The organism is Algoriphagus aestuariicola, from assembly GCF_017254835.1.
Taxonomy (GTDB): domain Bacteria; phylum Bacteroidota; class Bacteroidia; order Cytophagales; family Cyclobacteriaceae; genus Algoriphagus; species Algoriphagus aestuariicola.
The window spans coordinates 801,826-820,166 of record NZ_JAFKCW010000002.1; the positions used below are offsets into that span (position 1 = coordinate 801,826).

The 18,341-nt window shown below is 48.3% G+C and carries 19 protein-coding genes; 14 read left to right on the forward strand and 5 right to left on the reverse strand.

Annotated features, from left to right (window positions below; genetic code table 11):
* Position 1: 1 nt before the first annotated feature.
* Complete coding sequence (locus J0A67_RS10580) at positions 2 to 337, forward strand: hypothetical protein (RefSeq protein ID WP_206569279.1); 336 nt, start codon at positions 2 to 4, stop codon at positions 335 to 337.
* On the opposite strand, the gene miaA is transcribed toward J0A67_RS10580, so the two are convergent.
* Positions 325 to 1,233, reverse strand: a complete 909-nt coding sequence (miaA, locus tag J0A67_RS10585) for a tRNA (adenosine(37)-N6)-dimethylallyltransferase MiaA (protein WP_206569281.1) — start codon at positions 1,231 to 1,233, stop codon at positions 325 to 327. The genes J0A67_RS10580 and miaA overlap by 13 nt on opposite strands.
* 132 nt (positions 1,234 to 1,365) lie before the next feature.
* On the opposite strand from miaA, the gene J0A67_RS10590 reads away from it, so the two are divergent.
* Genes J0A67_RS10590 through J0A67_RS10610 form a run of 5 tightly spaced genes read left to right on the forward strand, consistent with a single transcriptional unit; the run spans position 1,366 to position 5,117 of the window.
* Positions 1,366 to 2,118, forward strand: coding sequence for a response regulator (locus J0A67_RS10590; protein ID WP_206569282.1), 753 nt, complete (start codon positions 1,366 to 1,368; stop codon positions 2,116 to 2,118).
* Entirely contained in the window at positions 2,115 to 2,492 is a 378-nt protein-coding gene (locus tag J0A67_RS10595) for a response regulator (RefSeq protein ID WP_206569284.1), read from the forward strand. Before J0A67_RS10590 ends, J0A67_RS10595 begins: the two co-directional genes overlap by 4 nt.
* Positions 2,492 to 2,770 carry a hypothetical protein gene (locus J0A67_RS10600; RefSeq protein ID WP_206569285.1) on the forward strand — a complete coding sequence of 93 codons (279 nt, stop codon included), beginning with the start codon at positions 2,492 to 2,494 and terminating at the stop codon, positions 2,768 to 2,770. Before J0A67_RS10595 ends, J0A67_RS10600 begins: the two co-directional genes overlap by 1 nt.
* Positions 2,767 to 3,531, forward strand: a complete 765-nt coding sequence (locus J0A67_RS10605; RefSeq protein ID WP_206569287.1) for an MBL fold metallo-hydrolase — start codon at positions 2,767 to 2,769, stop codon at positions 3,529 to 3,531. Before J0A67_RS10600 ends, J0A67_RS10605 begins: the two co-directional genes overlap by 4 nt.
* Entirely contained in the window at positions 3,531 to 5,117 is a 1,587-nt protein-coding gene (locus J0A67_RS10610; protein WP_206569289.1) for an NFACT RNA binding domain-containing protein, read from the forward strand. The genes J0A67_RS10605 and J0A67_RS10610 overlap by 1 nt, the downstream gene beginning before the upstream one ends.
* Positions 5,118 to 5,283: 166 nt before the next feature.
* Here the strand turns inward: J0A67_RS10610 and J0A67_RS10615 are convergent, their stop codons facing one another.
* The 3 genes from J0A67_RS10615 to J0A67_RS10625 form a co-directional block, all read right to left on the reverse strand.
* Positions 5,284 to 6,255: a fasciclin domain-containing protein gene (locus tag J0A67_RS10615; protein ID WP_206569290.1), complete on the reverse strand. Its 972-nt coding sequence runs from the start codon at positions 6,253 to 6,255 to the stop codon at positions 5,284 to 5,286.
* Between the two features lie 117 nt (positions 6,256 to 6,372).
* On the reverse strand, positions 6,373 to 7,803 hold the full coding sequence (pyk, locus tag J0A67_RS10620) for a pyruvate kinase (RefSeq protein WP_206569292.1): 1,431 nt from the start codon (positions 7,801 to 7,803) through the stop codon (positions 6,373 to 6,375).
* 7 nt (positions 7,804 to 7,810) lie between these two features.
* Positions 7,811 to 8,239, reverse strand: a complete 429-nt coding sequence (locus tag J0A67_RS10625; RefSeq protein WP_206569293.1) for an IPExxxVDY family protein — start codon at positions 8,237 to 8,239, stop codon at positions 7,811 to 7,813.
* 152 nt (positions 8,240 to 8,391) lie between these two features.
* On the opposite strand from J0A67_RS10625, the gene J0A67_RS10630 reads away from it, so the two are divergent.
* Genes J0A67_RS10630 through J0A67_RS10650 form a run of 5 tightly spaced genes read left to right on the forward strand, consistent with a single transcriptional unit; the run spans position 8,392 to position 13,629 of the window.
* The gene (locus J0A67_RS10630; protein WP_026950184.1) at positions 8,392 to 8,628 is read left to right on the forward strand and encodes an acyl carrier protein; all 237 of its coding nucleotides are present in this window, start codon (positions 8,392 to 8,394) and stop codon (positions 8,626 to 8,628) included.
* A 19-nt stretch (positions 8,629 to 8,647) separates the two neighbouring features.
* The gene (gene fabF, locus J0A67_RS10635) at positions 8,648 to 9,898 is read left to right on the forward strand and encodes a beta-ketoacyl-ACP synthase II (RefSeq protein WP_206569295.1); all 1,251 of its coding nucleotides are present in this window, start codon (positions 8,648 to 8,650) and stop codon (positions 9,896 to 9,898) included.
* 5 nt (positions 9,899 to 9,903) lie between these two features.
* The gene (rnc, locus tag J0A67_RS10640) at positions 9,904 to 10,644 is read left to right on the forward strand and encodes a ribonuclease III (protein WP_317195059.1); all 741 of its coding nucleotides are present in this window, start codon (positions 9,904 to 9,906) and stop codon (positions 10,642 to 10,644) included.
* Between the two features lie 28 nt (positions 10,645 to 10,672).
* Positions 10,673 to 12,511, forward strand: a complete 1,839-nt coding sequence (gene nadE, locus J0A67_RS10645; protein ID WP_206569297.1) for an NAD(+) synthase — start codon at positions 10,673 to 10,675, stop codon at positions 12,509 to 12,511.
* 14 nt (positions 12,512 to 12,525) lie between these two features.
* Complete coding sequence (locus tag J0A67_RS10650; RefSeq protein WP_206569299.1) at positions 12,526 to 13,629, forward strand: prolipoprotein diacylglyceryl transferase; 1,104 nt, start codon at positions 12,526 to 12,528, stop codon at positions 13,627 to 13,629.
* Here the strand turns inward: J0A67_RS10650 and yidD are convergent.
* Positions 13,626 to 13,835 carry a membrane protein insertion efficiency factor YidD gene (yidD, locus tag J0A67_RS10655; protein ID WP_206569300.1) on the reverse strand — a complete coding sequence of 70 codons (210 nt, stop codon included), beginning with the start codon at positions 13,833 to 13,835 and terminating at the stop codon, positions 13,626 to 13,628. The two genes, J0A67_RS10650 and yidD, sit on opposite strands and share 4 nt — an antisense overlap.
* Positions 13,836 to 13,909: 74 nt before the next feature.
* On the opposite strand from yidD, the gene J0A67_RS10660 reads away from it, so the two are divergent.
* From J0A67_RS10660 to J0A67_RS10670, 3 genes are all read left to right on the forward strand, one after another.
* The gene (locus J0A67_RS10660) at positions 13,910 to 15,355 is read left to right on the forward strand and encodes a BamA/TamA family outer membrane protein (RefSeq protein WP_241265139.1); all 1,446 of its coding nucleotides are present in this window, start codon (positions 13,910 to 13,912) and stop codon (positions 15,353 to 15,355) included.
* A 72-nt stretch (positions 15,356 to 15,427) separates the two neighbouring features.
* Positions 15,428 to 16,249 carry a PorV/PorQ family protein gene (locus tag J0A67_RS10665; protein WP_206569302.1) on the forward strand — a complete coding sequence of 274 codons (822 nt, stop codon included), beginning with the start codon at positions 15,428 to 15,430 and terminating at the stop codon, positions 16,247 to 16,249.
* A complete protein-coding gene (locus J0A67_RS10670; RefSeq protein WP_206569304.1) occupies positions 16,246 to 18,330 on the forward strand; it encodes a ComEA family DNA-binding protein in 2,085 nt (694 codons plus the stop codon). The genes J0A67_RS10665 and J0A67_RS10670 overlap by 4 nt, the downstream gene beginning before the upstream one ends.
* Positions 18,331 to 18,341: the final 11 nt, after the last annotated feature.

The window sequence follows — 18,341 nt, forward strand, 5'->3', positions numbered from 1 at the left end:
TATGGGATTTATTCCATTGTTTTTGACTGTAGGTGGGGCCTGCCTGCTTTTTTTTCTCACCGTAAAAAACACCATGCAGCGTAAGCTCAACCTACAGCGCGAATTACTTTCAAAACTGAGCTTAAACCACCCTGAACTCGGACTGTTGCTTGGTGAGATTGCAGACCCGGATGCCGTCCTGGAAAATCTGAAAAGAACAAATCCTGAAAACAAGGTCTCCAAAAAAAGCCTCGAGATCGTTCGGCAAATGAAAATCAACCGTCACCAATACAACGTCCTGATCAAAAAAGCACCCTATAATTGGGTGGCGAAACTCAGCGGCTTTCAGGTGATCTGAGTTTCCAGCCAAGACAGGATTTCTTCAAGCTGGTCTGGATGAAACCATCGAATCTCGGGATCTCTGCGAAACCAGGTCAATTGCCGCTTGGCGTATCTCCTCGAATTTCTTTTCAGAAGGCGAATCGTCTCGGATCTGTCATAGTTGCCTTCTAGGTAGCCGAAGATCTCAGAGTAGCCTACGGTCTGCAGGGCATTGAGATGCCGTTTTTCAAAAAGTGATTCGGCTTCTTCGAAAAGTCCCTGATTGATCATCTGGTCCATACGCTGATCAATCCGGTGATAAAGCTCCTCTCGCTCTCTTTCCAATCCTATCTTGATCACACGGAATGGCCTCTCTGTTTTTTTCCTTTGTCTAAATCCGCTGAATTTAATGCCTGTACCCAAGAAGACTTCCAGTGCCCGCATCAGTCGTTGGGGGTTTTGCCTATCCACCAAGGCATAGTACTCGGGATCCACCCTGCTCACCTCGGTCTGGAGCCAGTCCAAGCCATAGGATTGATAGTCTGAGATCACTCTCTTTCTAATATCAGGGTCAATATCGGGAATCTCGTCAAAGCCGCGGGTGACCGCGTCCGCAAAAAGTCCCGAACCCCCGGTCATGACTGCAATGGAGCCGTCCTTGAAAATGGTATCCAATATCTCCAACGCATCATGTTCAAAACGCCTCACGTCATAATTGTCCTCGATGGAGAGCGAATTGATGAGGTGGTGCGGGACTTGGCTGAGTTCGTCGGGACTGGGTTTGGCGGTGCCTAGGTTCAACTCCCGGTAAAATTGTCTACTGTCGCAGGAAACAATCTCGGTCTTGAATTTTTTGGCTAGATTTATACAAAGGTCAGTTTTCCCCACCGCGGTCGGGCCGACTACCAGAATTAGATTTTTCTGTACCGCCAAAGTTTTGAATTTTTAATCTCCCAAAAGCCCAAAGGAATGCCATGAAATCGAGCATAGCAAAAATATCGCACAGAAAGAAATCTATCGATCATGCGAGAATTCGACTGATCACCAATAGTCAATCCTAACCAGATGAAAAGCAAAAAGGTATTGATCGTAGACGACAACGACTTAAACAGAAAGCTGTTCGAAAACCTGATCGGACAGCTGTTTTCGTACGAATCGGCAAAAAATGGGCTTGAGGCACTGGAACTTGCGAAATCCGCGGACTTCAATCTTATCCTGATGGACATACAGATGCCGATGATGGACGGCATCACCGCTATGAAAAAAATCCGTCAAGAAACCCACCTGTCCTGCCCAATCCTTGCGGTGACTGCTTATGCTGACGAGTCGGACAGGAGTAGTTTCCTGGAAGAGGGTTTTGATGACTTTATCACCAAGCCTATCCGCCCCCGGGAATTTCTCCATTTAGTCCAGTTTTACCTGAAAACCAACCCGAATAACGAGTCCTCCGACTCGATCCAAAAAGGAGAGCTGGAAATATTGGACAGAAAAATCCTCGAGCAGCTGCTCAAGTACAACTCCAAGCAGGCCATATGGAAGATCTTTGACGATTTTCTGGCCGAATGCGAAGAGACAGAACGTCTGATTGCCGCCTATGCCCCGGAAAGTCCCATCTCGGGATTGCTTGAAAAGGTCCACACTGTGAAAGGCAATTCGGGAACTTTGGGCGCGATGGGCATTTTTCAGGCTTCGGTGAAAGCCGAGGAGCTGGGCAGACTCGGAAAAACCTGCGAATTCTATCTGCAACTGAAAAATTTAAAAAATGAAATCCGCCAATTCCGAGATTTTTTGAGTCAAGAACCTATTTTTGGAACATGAGCAAACCAAAAAACATCCTCGTAGGCGAGGATAGTTCGATCATCATCAATCTGACCAAGAATGTGCTGGCATTTGAAAACTATCAAATAAAGGCCGCCCGAAACGGACAGCAGGTTCTTGATCTTCTGGGCAAGGAAAAATTCGACTTGATCCTGATGGATATCAGCATGCCTGTCATGGACGGGGTCGAGTGCACCAGACAAATCCGCGCATCCGAGGATGAGTCGATCAGCAAACTTCCCATCATCGCCATCAGCGGCAACATCCACAACTACACCCCTGAGGAGTTTCGCAGATTTGGCTTCGACGACTTCCTCCAAAAGCCCCTCAACTACGACAAGGTACTCGCTACCGTCAAAAAATTCCTCAGCTGATGGCAGTCAAGTACACGAAGCATTTTTTGGACAAAATGGAAAATCTCTTCGCCGCCTCGGAATATATCCTCAGGTACGAAAAAGGAAATTTCAAATCTGGCTATTGTGTATTGAAGGACACCAAAATAGTGATCGTCAACAAGTACTTTCCCCTCGAAGGGAAAATCAACGCCTTGGTGGACATCATCAACGAATTAAACTTCGACCCAAAGGATTTCAAGGAAAAAAACAATCAGGATTTTCTGAGTGAACTCCGCCAAACCTCGCTGAAGTTTTGAAAGTCAATTTTCTCGGAACCGGAACCTCCCAGGGAGTACCCGTGATCGGCTGCGACTGCATGGTATGCGGCTCGCTGGACTTTAGGGACAAAAGGTTCAGGACATCCATCCATATCGAAACTCCCGAGGCTTCGCTGGTAATCGATACCGGGCCTGACTTTAGGATGCAGATGCTCCGGTCAGGGGTAAAAAAACTGGATGCAGTACTCTTTACCCACGAACATAAGGATCATACCGCAGGCCTTGATGACATACGCCCTTTCAACTTTGCCCAGAAAAGGGACATGCCTATTTTCGCCCGTAGGAATGTATTGGAGCAAATCCGGCGTGAGTATGCCTATATTTTCAACCCCAAGAAATACCCCGGAGTACCTCAGGTGGAGCAAGTGGAGATCAGCGATAGCCAGTTCAATGTGAATGGGCTGGTAGTCACCCCCATCCCGGTTTTGCACTACAAGCTGCCTGTATTTGGATTTCGTTTCGGGGATTTTAGCTACATCACCGACGCTAACTACATCCCGGAGGAATCCATGGAGCTGCTGGAGGGTACGGAAACACTGGTACTGAACGCCCTGCAGATTGACCCGCATATTTCACATTTTACCTTGGACGAGGCCGTGCAGGTAGCGAGGAAAATCGGGGCGAAACAGACCTATTTCACACACATTTCGCATCGGCTGGGACTCCATGCCCAGATTGACGCCCAACTTCCCCAGGGAATTGCCTTGGCCTACGACGGGCTAGAGTTAACTTTGGGCTGATGCATCTCAATTACCATTTTCTCAAGTACCTCGCTCCCGCACTGCATAAAAAATTTGTGGGAAGCCGCATTGCCTCCTGCTTTTCCCAAAGTAAGGATGAGTTGATTCTGGAGACTGAAGCGGCCGGAGAAGGCAATTTCATCCGAGCCCACCTACTGCCGCCCCAGGTCTTCCTGGCTTTCCCGAGCCAACTCCACCGGGCCAAGCGCAATAGCATAGACCTGTTTCATGAGCTCGTCGGTGACCGAATCGAAAAATGCTCGGTATTCCATTTTGAGCGGGCTTTCTATTTTGACTTGGAATCGGGGAAAAAGCTTGTTTTCAAACTCCACGGCAATAGAAGCAATGTGCTGTTGTACCAAGCGAAACAAGCTGCCCAACCTTCGATCCTATTTCGCAACGAGATCCGAGAGGACAGGGACTTGGACTGGCGGACACTTGAAAAGCCACTTGACCTCAGTCAGGAGCGGTTCGTTTCCCTCGAAGGGAATGCCTCCCAGTTTCTGCCAACTTTGGGCGCAATTCCACGCACTTGGCTGAAGGAAAGAGGCTATCCAGACGCTCCGATTGGTGAAAAGTGGAAGCTAATGCTGGATTTGCTGGACTTGCTGGACACTCCGCTTTTCACTTTGGTGGAGAGGCAGGGAGAAGTGCAGCTCAGTCTATTGCCCGAGCCCAATCCGGTCAAAACCTTCTCAGATCCAATCCTGGCTACCAACGAACTCTTTTATCTCGCGCTGATCAAGGGGAATTTTGAAAAAGAAAAAAACGGAATCCTAAAAAGCTATCAGGAGCAACTGAAAAAGGCTGAATCGTACATTTCAAAATCGTCATCCAAACTGGATGAACTCAAAAACTCTCCCCCTCCGAGCCAACTTGCGGATGTGATCATGGCCAACCTCCACGAATTTCAGGGTGGGAAATCGGAAGCAGAGCTGTTGGACTTCTACACCGGCAATCGAATAAAAGTGGCGCTGAAGCCCAACCAAAAGCCCCAGCACCTTGCCGAGACGCTTTACCGAAAATCAAAAAACCGCCAGATCGAACTTGACCAAATTTCCAAGATCATAGCCGCAAAGCGAAATCTGAAAGCTGAACTTGAACAAAAAATCGAAGCCATTGTGTCAATAGGTGAATTCAGGGAACTCAAAAATTACAAGAAGACCCACAAACAAGACAAAGCAATCACCAAGGAAACTACTGGCTTGCCGTTCAAAGATTTTGAGTTTGAGGGCTTCACGATCTTGGTAGGAAAGTCCGCCAAAGACAATGACGAAATGTTGAGGACTTTTGTACACAAAGACGACTTGTGGCTTCATGCCCGACAAGTGCCTGGATCTCATGTGGTCATCCGGATGAAGGGAATTACCGCTCTCCCCAATCCCGTACTGGAAAGGGCCGCTGGTTTGGCTGCATTTTACTCTAAACTCAAAACCGAATCGCTTGCTCCAGTGATCTACACCCAAGCCAAGTTCGTCAGAAAGGTAAAAGGTTCTGCCCCTGGCTCCGTGGTGGTAGATCGGGAGAAAGTAATCCTCGTGTCCCCTATTGGCCCCGATGAGGAAACGGCTGCCAGAAAAACATAGGCATTTAGCTTGCCGGGACATCTTTTCAAACTAGTTTTTCGGGATGCAAGGATTCGAACTAGTCTCAAAGAAAATCCCAAATGTCGGCGTCTCTGTTGTCGGGAAAAAAGAGAAAGGCCGACTCGTCTTGAGTCAGCCTTCTACCAATGCCTAGAATAAAGACCTACTACAAAGTGGGCAGCAAAACACCATCTATTACATGCACTACGCCGTTCTCTATTGCGACATCGGCGGCCACGACCTGATAGGTATTGCCTGCGGCATCGGTTACGGACACGTCATTACCCGACCGCACCACAGTCAAGTTTTCTCCACTCAAGGTTGGAACAGTTTGGCTTCCTTCTTCCAGGTCAAAGGAAAAAGCGACTGCAGGAACGACGTGAAAGCCCAAAACTTTCTGAACTCCTTCTAGTCCGATAGCACCCACCAACTCTTCCAATGAATTCAAGTTAAGCTCGGCAAGAAGCGCCGCGAACGCGCTATTATCAGGAGCAAAAACGGTGATATCTTCGGCATCCAGAAGCGTTTGACCAACTCCGGCTGCGTTCACTGCGTCCAGTAACACGGTGAGGTTCGCCGCTGAGGCTGCTTCTACAACGTTCGGCAAATCCAATTCCGGAAGAAGAACACCGTCGATCACGTGAACCACACCATTATCAATGGCAACATCCGCTGCTATCACGTTTGCTGTGTTTCCCAAGGCATCGGTCACAGTGACTCCGGAGCTACCCACATTGACTGTCAAATCCTGCCCAGCCAGCGTGGTAAACGTGTTGCTCGCCGCTAGGTCCCTTGAAAAAGCAACTGCGGGAACCACATGGAATCCAAGCACGGTCTCTAGATTTTCTTCCCCGCCTATTTTGGCAACAAGCTGGTCGAGGTTTGATACGCCAAAACTACTCAGGGCAGCTGCAAAAGCATCGTTGGAGGGTGCGAACACGGTGATCGAAGGCTCTGCCTGAAGTACGTCTATAAGGCCGGGAACGGCTTCCACTGCACTAAGAAGAGTGGTCAAACCCGCGTCGGTGGCGGCTTGCGCCAAAGTAGGGTTTTCTACGGGCTGCTCATCTGAGTCATCGCATGAAACAAATGCAAAGAGCACCATGATAGTTAGAAGGATTTTTGGGAACTTGATCATATCAAATAGTTTGTTTTGTTTAACCTTATAATCATTTTGTTAAACAATTTGTTTTAAACAAGGCAAAAAAAAGGTGGGCAACTAGGCCCACCATCCTTATTTCTATAGTTCCTGCCGCTATTCCACCACGTGAATCTTCAGCATGTTGGTTCTACCATTTTCCTTTAGAGGCATGCTTGCAGTATTGATGATGATATCTCCCGATTTGACGTGGCTATCATTTTTGAGGGTGTTTTCGATGTCTTCGAAAGTAGCATCCGTAGAAATTTGGCTGCTATAATAGTAGGCCCTCACACCCCAAACCAACGACATTTGAGTCAAGAGTTTCTCGTTTCGGGTAAACACGAAAATATTTGCAAGCGGACGGTGAGAAGCCAGTCTGAATCCCGTGAAACCGGAATAGGTGATCCCCACGATTGCTTTGGCTTTCACGTTTCGGGAAAGTCGGGCTGCCATCAGGATCAGATTATCGCTCAGGAAGGTCTCCTCATCTTCCGGGATCTTGTAGAGGTTATGATAGATCTCTGCATTTTCTTCCAAATAGGTGATAATGCTCGTCATTGCCTTTACCGCATTTACCGGATATTTGCCCGAAGCAGTTTCGGCAGAAAGCATCACCGCATCTGCTCCATCCAGAACCGCATTGGCCACGTCATTGGTCTCGGCGCGGGTTGGTCTTGGGTTTTGGATCATGCTTTCCATCATCTGGGTGGCAATGATGACCGGCTTGCAGGCCAACTTGCATTTTTCTACCATCTTTTTCTGCCATAGCGGTACGATTTCCATGGGAACTTCCACACCCAAGTCACCTCTAGCTACCATGATGGCGTCCGTTGCCTCGATGATCGCATCGATATTTTCAAGCGCTTCCGGCTTTTCTATTTTAGCAACGATTTTACACTCTTTGCCGGCAGCCTGAATTCTACTTCTGAGGTCCACGATGTCCTCGGCCGACCTCACAAAAGACAGAGCTATCCAATCCACATCCTGCTCCAAGCCAAAGCTCAGATCTTCTATGTCCTTTTCTGTGAGAGACGGAGCGGACACCTTAGTATTGGGAAGATTGATTCCTTTTCTAGACTTTAGAATCCCACCGTGAATGACCGTGGCATTTACATTTTTTCCATCTGTGCTGTTCACCACGACCTCTAGATTGCCATCATCGATCAGGATTCGGTCACCGGGTACTACGTCTTGAGGTAGATTTTGGTAGACCGTACTGACCAAGGCAGCCGTACCCACGACAGGATCATTGGTGATGGTGATCTTTTCTCCGGGCTTGATCTCCACACCGTTGTTTTCGACCTCGCCCACACGGATCTTTGGTCCCTGCAAATCCTGAAGGATCCCGAGATTGCAGTTGAGTTCTTTGTTCACTCTTCGGATGATCTCCACTACTTCCTGGTGCACCGCATGGCTTCCGTGGGAAAAATTCAGTCGGAAGACATTTGCCCCGGCCGCGGCTAGGCTTTTGATCATTTCGTAATTGTTTGAGGCAGGGCCTATTGTAGCCAGAATTTTTGTTTTCTTAAAGGGCAGGTGGCTCATCGGGTCATTAATACGTTAATAGGTTTTCTTTCGATTTTAATTTTGAAACATCCAACCTTACTACGCTTTGGATGAATGGGTTTTTCGCGAGGTGATCGACAAAGGTAGTGATGCTGACTTGTTGTGTTTGGTCTTGTACCAAGAGAAAGTAGTCCAAATTTCGCAATTCTGGGATCAAATATGCCAATTGCTGCGAAGTATTGATTGCTTTATTTTTCAAAAGTTGGATATAACCATGGGGTAAAGAAAGGAAATATTGGGAGATTTCCAGTCGGGGCGAAGACAGAAACTCGATTTGCAAGTCCTCAGAACGGACCAAATCCAAGTCCAAGTCCCGATTGATCAGCCAGGCCATTTTGTAATCCTTGACCGGGGAAACGAGCCCTATGAGCTCAAAATCAAAAGTGGGTTCTATGAATAATTTGGTCTTCTTCATGAAGGAAGAATCGTGATCAGGGCAAAGTTAGAAATTAAAATTGAGCGGGGCGAACGGTGTTTTTACTTAAAAATTTACTTCGGACATTTCTTTGCCAATTAGCTTTTAAATATATTTCTTTGCGGAGTGTTATTAACTAAACTGATCACAAAATGTCTGAAATTGCACAAAAAGTAAAGGCCATCATTGTTGACAAACTGGGCGTAGAAGAGTCTGAAGTGACTATGGAAGCTAGCTTCACCAATGACCTTGGGGCTGACTCTCTGGACACTGTGGAATTGATTATGGAGTTCGAAAAAGAATTCAACATTTCCATTCCTGACGACCAGGCTGAACAAATCGGTACTGTTGGCCAGGCAATCACATACCTTGAGGCAAACGTTAAATAAGAACCAGTAAATTCATTGTATGAATTTAAAAAGAGTTGTTGTAACGGGTTTAGGTGCCCTCACACCCATAGGAAACACCACAGATGAATTCTGGAACGGGTTGATTACTGGTGTGAGTGGCGCTGCGCCTATTACCCGCTTCGACGCTTCACTTTTCAAGACCCAATTTGCCTGCGAAGTCAAGAATCTCGACCTCGACCAGTTTATGGACAGGAAAGAGGCGAGAAAAATGGATGCATTCACCCAATACGCCATGATCACCGCAGATCAGGCAATCCTTGACTCAGGCCTAGACCTCGAAACTCTCGACAAATCCCGTTCCGGAGTGATTTGGGGGTCAGGGATCGGAGGACTCAGGACATTTCAGGAGGAAGTGACCGATTTTGCCAAGGGCGACGGCACTCCAAGATTCAACCCCTTCTTCATTCCCAAGATGATCGCGGATATCGCCGCGGGATTCATCTCCATCAAATACGGTTTTAGAGGCCCTAACTTTGTGACTGTTTCTGCCTGTGCCTCAGCCACCAATGCATTGATTGATGCATTCAATTACATTCGACTGGGCAAGGCCGACGTCTTTATCAGCGGAGGCTCCGAGGCCGCAGTGTCAGAAGCGGGTATTGGAGGATTCAACGCGATGAAAGCACTTTCCCAGCGCAACGACTCTCCTGAGACCGCATCACGTCCCTTCGACAAAGACAGAGATGGGTTCGTGTTGGGCGAAGGCGCTGGAGCATTGATCCTTGAGGAACTCGAGCATGCAAAAGCAAGAGGCGCAAAAATCTATGCTGAAATCGTGGGTGGCGGCATGACTGCTGATGCCTACCATATCACCGCCCCACACCCTGAGGGTCTCGGCGCCAGCAGCGTCATGAAAATAACGTTGGAAGACGCAGGTCTCCAGCCTGAAGCAATTGATTACATCAATGTCCATGGCACTTCCACTCCACTGGGGGATGTAGGAGAGATCAAGGCTATCCAAAAAATCTTCGGAGACCACGCCTACAAGCTAAACATCAGCAGTACCAAGTCCATGACCGGACACCTGCTGGGGGCAGCTGGAGCGGTGGAGGCTATTGCTTCTATCCTAGCGATTAACAATAATTTGGTGCCGCCGACGATTAACCACTTCACGGACGATGAAGCATTTGATCCAGGACTCAACCTGACCTTCAATAAGGCGCAGGAACGGGAAATCAACTACGCACTGAGCAATACCTTTGGATTTGGCGGACACAATTGTTCGGTCATCTTCAAAAAATACCACTGATCAGAGTGAACCTCTTCAAGAGACTCGGAATCCACACTCTTTTCTTTAGCTCGAAAGACAAAAGGCTTGCATCCTCGATCAAACTGATCATTGGGCGCAAGCCTTTAAATTTATCCCTTTACCGATTGGCGCTTACGCCTTCCGGTCTTGGGGAAGAGACTGCCAAGGGCTTCAAGATCTCCAACGAACGGCTGGAGTTTCTGGGAGATGCCATTTTGGGCTCCGTCATTGCCGAGCATTTGTTCAAAAAATTCCCCTACCGAGACGAGGGATTTCTGACCGAGACCCGATCCAAACTGGTGAACCGTGAAACACTAAATGAGATCGGCATCAAGATCGGACTGAAAAACACCCTCGAACAGGTGGTCAGCACCAGGCAGTTTATTGGGAACAAATCGCTTTTCGGAGATATCCTCGAAGCATTCGTCGGTGCCGTGTACCTAGACCGAGGATATAAATTTGCCCAGAAACTGATACTTCAGCGCATCCTCCTCCATATGAATGTCGAGGAGATGATCAGCACAGTGACCAACTACAAGAGCAAGATCATCGAATGGGCACAAAAAGAGTCAAAGATGGTCGAGTACAGAGTACTCCGGGTCAACGGAAACCAACGCTTTAAGGAATTTGTTGTGGAGCTTAATATTGACGGTGAAGCCATGGCCCAAGGAAAAGGAGGCACCAAAAAGAAGGCGGAACAAGAAGCCTCCAAAAATGCCTGCGAGGTCCTAGGCATTCCCATTTAACATTAACTTTCGCCACTTCCAACTACCAATGGCTGTCATAAAAATCGCAGGAGCAACTGTCAATCAAACTCCACTGGACTGGGAAGGCAACTTCAGCAGGATACTGCTTGCCATCCAGCAAGCGAAACTCAAACAAGTGGAAATCCTCTGTTTTCCCGAGCTGGCGATTTCTGGCTATGGCTCCGAGGACCTATTTCTAAGCTACTGGTATCCCCAAAAAGCACTCGGTCAACTGGAAAAACTAATTCCACACTGCGACGACATCACCGTGGCAGTGGGTCTGCCAATCCGAATCCAGGACAAAGTCTACAACACCGTTGCCATCGTCGAAAACGCCAAGCTAAAAGGTATCGTGGCTAAGCAATTTTTGGCCATAGACGGAGTGCATTACGAGTTTCGCTGGTTCACCCCTTGGCTTGCCCACGAGGTCATCGAGTTTGAATTTCTGGGTAAAAAGGTTCCTTTTGGAGACCTGACTTTTTACTACAAAAGCATTCATTACGGTTTTGAAATCTGCGAAGACGCCTGGAGAGGATCTAGCAGGCCCGGCTACCGCCTCCATGACCGCAAAGTGGACTTGATCTTCAATCCCAGCGCTTCCCATTTTGCCATGAAAAAGACGGTAGAGCGCAGGGAACTGATCGAGTTTAGCTCGCAGGCGTTTGACTCCTACTACTGCTATGTTAATCTACTAGGCAACGAAGCCGGAAGGATGATCTTTGATGGAGAGATTTTGCTGGGGAAATCAGGAAAACTGCTCGCTCGAAACCAACTTCTGTCCTTTCAGGATTTCGAGGTCCTGGCTTTTGAATTGGAGGACAAAGAACAGGGGATCGCTCCTATCCAAGCCAAAGAGTGGGAATTTGTCCAGGCCTCTGCGCTTGGTCTATTTGACTACTTGCGGAAAAGCAAAAGCAAGGGATTTGTCCTTTCCCTATCGGGGGGGGCTGACTCCTCTACCATCGCCGTGCTCGTGGCAGAGATGGTCAGGAGGGGCGTTGCCGAACTCGGCATCAAGGGTTTTGTGAAAAAGCTCGGCATTGAATTCTCGCCAGAAAGCGAAGACATAGAAAAAGATCTTGTAGGAGCACTTCTGACCACCGCCTATCAAGGCACCAAAAACTCCTCTGCCGACACCTTCAAATCTGCCAAGACCTTAGCAGAAAGCCTCGGAGCAAAATTCCACTCTTGGACGATTGATGAAGAAGTCGATTCTTACACTGAAAAAATCGAAACTGCCATCGGCCGGAAGCTCACTTGGGAACAAGATGACATCACCTTGCAAAATATCCAGGCCCGATCACGGTCTCCGATCATCTGGATGCTGGCCAACCTGAACAATGCCCTGCTACTCTCCACATCCAACCGAAGTGAAGGAGACGTTGGCTACGCCACAATGGACGGAGATACCAGCGGAAGCATCTCTCCCATCGCAGCCGTTGACAAGCATTTCATCCTCCACTGGCTTCAATGGGCGGAGAAAAATCTCGACCGCCCGGGACTAACCTTTGTCAATTCCTTGACTCCTACTGCAGAATTGCGGCCGTTGGAACGAACTCAGACCGACGAAAAGGATCTTATGCCCTATTCGGTCATCGTCGAAATCGAACGGCTAGCGATCCGCGACCGACGGTCTCCGGTAGATGTTTTCCTTATTTTAAAAGAAGAACTTCAGATCGATGTATCCGTTTTGAAGGACTATATCAAAAAATTCTTCCGACTTTGGTCGCGAAACCAGTGGAAGCGAGAACGACTAGCCCCGGCTTTTCACCTCGATGAATTCAACGTCGACCCAAAAACCTGGTATCGCTTCCCGATTTTGTCCGGAGGATATGCCGAAGAACTTGAACAGTTAGACCAAATCTAATCAGACATTACCTTATGCTTGAATCTTTTCTGAGTTATGTAGTATGGGATCCCAACCAAGCGGTTTTTGCGGGGTTTGAAAGACTAAGATGGTACAGCCTTCTATTCGCTTTGGGCTTCATCATCTCCCAGCAGTTCATGGTTTATTTTTTCAGAAAAGAAGGACAGGACGAAACTCTTGTCGACAAACTGACCATCTACATGGTTCTCGCGACCATCATCGGAGCCAGATTGGGACACGTGCTCTTCTATGAGCCTGAAAAATACCTCAGCGATCCGATAGAGATTCTCAAAGTATGGGAAGGTGGCCTGGCCTCGCATGGTGCGGCCATAGCAATATTGTTTGCCTTGTGGCTTTATTCGAAGCGGACTCCGGGGCAAAGTTATCTCTGGGTAGTAGACCGAATCGTGATCGTCACCGCGATGACTGGCGCGCTGATCCGCTTCGGCAACCTGATGAACTCAGAGATTGGTGGAAAAGACACCGGAACGGACAGCGGTTACGTCTACGCAAGGGATGCGGAAGAGATTCTGGAGACGCTGAAAGTCCCATTTGAATATATCGAGGCATACAAACCCGAAGACCGTGCCGGCGAGCTGCAGGGCAACGGCATTGTCCCCGTCAACTTTGACATCAAAATCAGCAAGGGCAATTTCTCCAAGGAAGATTTGGGCAGCATCCTGGAGCGGGACATCAAATATGCCTTGACCCAATTCAGATCTTCAAAGGAATACCTCGCAGAACCGGTGGAAAGTCCCTTGAACTTCGAAATCACCGAACAGCCGGACGGGTATCTGGTGACAGTGAAAACATTTGGAAGGGCAAAGTATCCCACACAGATCTACGAGTCGGTTTCTTATTTTCTGATCTTCCTGATACTTCTTGGTCTTTGGGCAAAGTATAAATCCAGGCTTCCCGATGGCCTGTTGTTAGGCCTGTTTCTTATTTTGGTCTTCGGCATGCGCTTCGTGTGGGAGTTTCTCAAGGAGGCACAGGTTGACTTCGAGGAGTCCATGCAGTTCAACATGGGTCAAATCCTGAGCGTGCCGCTGGTACTGATTGGGATAGTCCTGGTGGGAATGGCGTTAAAAAAGGGGATCAAACCTGAAAAAGTCTAGGGGACTGGATCATGGCCATGTCCGCCCCAGGGGTGGCACCTGCCGATTCTTTTGAAACCCAGCATACTGCCCTTGATCACCCCATACTTGGTAATGGCCTCAATCATGTACTGGCTACAGGTGGGAGTAAATCTGCAGCTTGCCGGAAACAGCGGAGATATGATATATTGGTAGACCAAAACTGGAAATATGGCTATCTTTCTCATGGGTATGAAACATTTGTTATACCTTTTGGTCGGTTACACAGCATTGCAACCAAAAATACACAATTAGAATTCCTTTGATTCCTCTTTTTAGAAACATACTCACCTTAACATTCGCAGTCCTGCTGGTGAGCATTGGGGAGATCAAAGCCCAAGACACCACTCTGAGCCCTGCTAGCATCTCCACTCCGGATAGCGTCAGGGTCAATAACATCTTCATCATCGGAAACGAAAAAACCCAGAAGAGCATCATCCTGAGGGAGCTGGATTTTACCACCGACTTCCTCTACGAATGGGAAACTTTCATGGGTATCATCAGGGCGGACCAGCAAAAAATCTACAACCTCCGCCTCTTCACAGAAGTGGAAATCACCCCGCTTTTCACGGGGGATAAGGAAGTAGAAATCCTGATTTCGGTAAAAGAGCGCTGGTATGTGCTTCCCTCAGTGATCTTTCAGCTGGCCGACAGAAACTTTTCCGAATGGTGGACCAACCAGGGAAGAGACTGGTCGAGGGTTAACTATGGCCTAAAAATCAACCACAACAACGTCGGTGGAAGAAACGAAAAGCTGCGATTTTCCGGCCAACTTGGATTTACCAAGGCACTGGACATCCTCTATTCCAAACCCTACATCGACAAAAAGCAAAAGCACGGCCTCGCAATCCAGTTGACCTATGCGGACCAAAAGACCATACCCATCAAGTCTGAATACAACCGCCAGGTCTTCTATACCAATGAGACGGAGAGCGTATTGAGAAAAAACTTCTCGGCAGCACTCCGATACAGCTACAGGAGATCCTTCTACAATTACCATTTTCTCACATTGGGCTACAACAAGACTTGGGTAAGCCCAGACGTGCTCGCCGAAAACCCCAACTATTTCCAGCATGGTGACAACAATCTGCGCTATGCCTTCCTGCAGTATTCCTTCCGCCACGACAACCGCAACGTAGCCGCCTATGCGACTAAAGGAGAACTGCTCCAAGTCACGGCAACCAAATATGGGATCCTATACACCAAGGATCTGGATGAAGTAGAATTGAACCTTGTCGCCAACAAGTATTTTACACTTAGCGACCGCTTCCACTTCGCTGCGGGCCTGACCGGCGTATGGTTTCTTAGTCCTCAGCAACCCTACACGCTGGTCCGCGGGATTGGCTATTCGCCCAACTTCATCCGTGGCTATGAGCTCAACGTAATTGAGGGGCAGCAGCTCTATGTGCAAAAAAACTCCCTTCGCTACAAGCTGCTTGACCTTTCCTTCGACATTTCCCAGTTCATGCCCTTAGAGCAGTTTAGCACACTCCCACTCAAAATGTACCTCAGCGCAAACTTCGACCACGGAAATGTCAAAGACCGCAACAATATCCCCGAAAATGCGCGACTTGCAAACCAATACCTGTTCGGCTATGGGGCAGGACTCGACGTTGTGGCGATTTACGACATGGTGCTTCGCTTTGAATACTCTGTAAACAACCAAGGGGAAGGGAACTTCTTTTTTAATTTCCGAGCACCTTTCTGAATCAAAAAAAACTCTTTCCTTAATTTTATTTTTTAACTAATTTAGGTTCAGACATTTTCTTTTTTGAACCTGATGAAGCAACTACTTTTTTTGAGCTTCTTGTTTGGGGTGACTGCGCACTGCATAGCCCAAACCGACCCCCTTACCCAATCCCATGGTGCCCGAACCCAGGGGATGGGGAGCGCAAAAGTGTTTTTGCCCGACTCTTGGACTTACTTCAACAATATCGGTGCGCTTGACCGAATCGAAAACTCCGAAATCTCTGTAGGCTTCGACCATCGCTACGGCATGCCTGAACTGAGCACAGTGGATTTGGCCTTTGGCTGGAAAACCGACTTTGGGACACTCGGTTTAGGGATGTCGCGCTTTGGGGGAAAACTTTTCAACCAACAGCTTTTGGGAGTTGGCTTCTCCAATACCATGGGAATAGTAAGTATCGGAGCAAAGCTCGACTGGTTCCAAACCCAAATCGAAGGCTTTGGCAGCGGCCATGCATTTCTTTTCTCCCTAGGCGGAATAGCCGAACTTGGCCCCAAGTTCTTTTTGGGAGCAAATTTTTCCAATCTGAACCGCGCCAAGATCAGCCAAAACAGCGAACAGAGATTGCCGACGGCAATTCAGCTGGGCATAACTTACCTGCCCGTAGAATCGATCAGGATTTTGGTGGAGATGGAAAAGGACATCGCACTGGATCCTATAGCCAAGGCCGGCATAGAATATCAACTTCGGGACTGGATCGTTCTCAGGACAGGGATCAGCAGCAATCCGGGCAGGCTCAGCTTTGGCCTTGGTCTCAGAAAGGATCAATTCGGATTTGACTACGCTTATGGGCAAAACTCCGCCTTGGGTAGAACCCACCACGTGAGTCTGGTGCTGAAAATCGGGGAAAGATGAAGGCTCTACCCGTCGTGACATTCTTGGCTATTTGTTCGCTCTCTACGTTTGCGCAAAGTCCACCAAAGCCTCAGATTGATTTGGAGGACTTCATCGAGCGGCTTTTCCCTATTCAGGAAGAAGACTTGGACTACGAGGCGATTTACGAAGTTCTCTTTCAGCTCTATCTCAATCCCATCGATGTCAATCGCGCAGATGCGGAAGTACTCCAAGCGATGTACCTTCTCAATCCATCACAAATCAGCCAACTGATTGGCTATAGAAATGAGTTTGGCCCTCTCCTGTCCCTTTACGAGCTGCAGGCTGTGCCCGAATTTGACCTCCAAACCATTGAGCGCTTGGTTCCCTTCATCACTTTGGGGGATTCGGATTTGCAGACAAAGAAATTCTGGGAGCGCGTCGTCCAAGAGCGCCAAGCTTATGTCCTATTCCGACACCAGCGTACTTGGGAAAAGCGCAGAGGCTTTTCCCCCGCTGATACCAGTAATGTCGGCACAGTCTCCAGCAGATATCTCGGGGATCCAAACAATATCTATCTCAGATTTCGGATCCAGCACGCGAGGGATTTCAGCATGGGGATCACAATGGATAAAGACGCAGGAGAGCAATTCGCTTGGGATGGAAAAACCGCCAGGTACGGTTTCAATTTCCTTTCACTACATTTTACTCGCTACTTCGTGGGCAAATGGAAAACCATCACTTTTGGGGACTTTCAAACCTCATTCGGCCAAGGCTTGGTTTTTGGCGCCGGGTACAGTCTGGGAAAGGGAGCGGAAACAGTTCCTACAATCCGAAGAAGCAGCATAGGACTGCTTCCCTACACGGCCGCCATGGAGTTTGGCTTTTTCCGTGGAATCGGAGCCACAAGACAACTGGGAAACTGGCAGGCTACTCTTCTGCTATCCAACGCTCCCAGAGACGGTCGGGCCTCGGCGGGAGACCAAGCGGAGGATGAGATCATAAGTTCCTTCAACCAGTCGGGCCTTCACAGAACTCCAAGCGAACTCGCAACCAAAAACCAGTTTCGCGAGTCCAGTCTTGGGGGAAACATCCAATATTCCCACCCATCGGGCAAGTTTCAAACCGGCATCAACTCGCTGTTTACCCGATTCGACCGGCCTTGGATTCGCTCCGCTGAGGTGTACAACCAGTTCGAATTTACCGGCCAAGCCAATCATGTCAGCAGTATGTACTTCAACTACAATTGGAAAAACTTCCTCATTTTTGGGGAGTCCGCCCTATCAAAAAGCGGAGGAAGCGGCACGGCACTGGGTTTTGTTAGCAGCCTAAGCAAACAAGTCGATTTCTCACTTCTCTGGAGAAACTATGACCGGAACTTCCACAGTTTCTACGCTTCCGGATTTGCAGAAAATACCCGCCCAATCAACGAAAAAGGCGTTTATCTTGGAATCGAGGTACGCCCCGAAAAACGGTGGAAGATCAATGCCTACTATGATTTTTTCAAATTCCCCTGGCTCAGGTATCGAGTCTACGCCCCTTCCTCCGGATACGAATGGCTGAGTCGTGTCAGCTATAAGCCAAACAGGAATCTTGTAGCCTTCATTCAGATCCGGCAAGAGCAAAAGGATCGGAACCTCAGTGACTCAGGTGAACCTTCGCTCCCCTATCTAGTGCAGCCAGTAAACAAACTCAACGGCATGATAAGCCTGGAAAACCAAGCCTCCAGCCGGCTTTTTCTCCGCTCGCGGATCTTGCTCAGTCGTGTCAAAATCCAGGATGAAATCACTCCAGGATTTATGATATTGCAGGATGTCCAATATGGGAGAGATCGATGGAGACTCACTGGAAGGATTGCACTTTTTGATGCTGAAGTCTATGACAACCGACTCTATGCATTCGAAAACAACGTTCTTTGGACCTTCTCCATTCCTGCGTTTTACGGACAGGGCATGCGATATTACCTTCTCGCGCAGTATGCCATCAACCGAAAACTCACGGCTTACTTTCGCTTTGCCCGTACCTCCTATACCGACCGAGAGGAGATTAGCAGCGGTCTTCAAACCATTGAAGGACCGAATCAAACCGATACTGCATTAATGCTCCGTTTTTTTCTGCGGTGAATTTCCATTAG

Coding starts and splice junctions, on each gene's coding strand:
- J0A67_RS10665 (WP_206569302.1), top strand. CDS start 15,428: ATGAAGCAACTACTTTTTTTGAGCTTCTTGTTTGGGGTGACTGCGCAC.
- pyk (WP_206569292.1), bottom strand. CDS start 7,803: ATGAGCCACCTGCCCTTTAAGAAAACAAAAATTCTGGCTACAATAGGC.
- J0A67_RS10600 (WP_206569285.1), top strand. CDS start 2,492: ATGGCAGTCAAGTACACGAAGCATTTTTTGGACAAAATGGAAAATCTC.
- J0A67_RS10630 (WP_026950184.1), top strand. CDS start 8,392: ATGTCTGAAATTGCACAAAAAGTAAAGGCCATCATTGTTGACAAACTG.
- J0A67_RS10615 (WP_206569290.1), bottom strand. CDS start 6,255: ATGATCAAGTTCCCAAAAATCCTTCTAACTATCATGGTGCTCTTTGCA.
- J0A67_RS10625 (WP_206569293.1), bottom strand. CDS start 8,239: ATGAAGAAGACCAAATTATTCATAGAACCCACTTTTGATTTTGAGCTC.
- J0A67_RS10595 (WP_206569284.1), top strand. CDS start 2,115: ATGAGCAAACCAAAAAACATCCTCGTAGGCGAGGATAGTTCGATCATC.
- J0A67_RS10580 (WP_206569279.1), top strand. CDS start 2: ATGGGATTTATTCCATTGTTTTTGACTGTAGGTGGGGCCTGCCTGCTT.
- fabF (WP_206569295.1), top strand. CDS start 8,648: ATGAATTTAAAAAGAGTTGTTGTAACGGGTTTAGGTGCCCTCACACCC.
- nadE (WP_206569297.1), top strand. CDS start 10,673: ATGGCTGTCATAAAAATCGCAGGAGCAACTGTCAATCAAACTCCACTG.
- J0A67_RS10610 (WP_206569289.1), top strand. CDS start 3,531: ATGCATCTCAATTACCATTTTCTCAAGTACCTCGCTCCCGCACTGCAT.
- yidD (WP_206569300.1), bottom strand. CDS start 13,835: ATGAGAAAGATAGCCATATTTCCAGTTTTGGTCTACCAATATATCATA.
- J0A67_RS10670 (WP_206569304.1), top strand. CDS start 16,246: ATGAAGGCTCTACCCGTCGTGACATTCTTGGCTATTTGTTCGCTCTCT.
- J0A67_RS10650 (WP_206569299.1), top strand. CDS start 12,526: ATGCTTGAATCTTTTCTGAGTTATGTAGTATGGGATCCCAACCAAGCG.
- J0A67_RS10590 (WP_206569282.1), top strand. CDS start 1,366: ATGAAAAGCAAAAAGGTATTGATCGTAGACGACAACGACTTAAACAGA.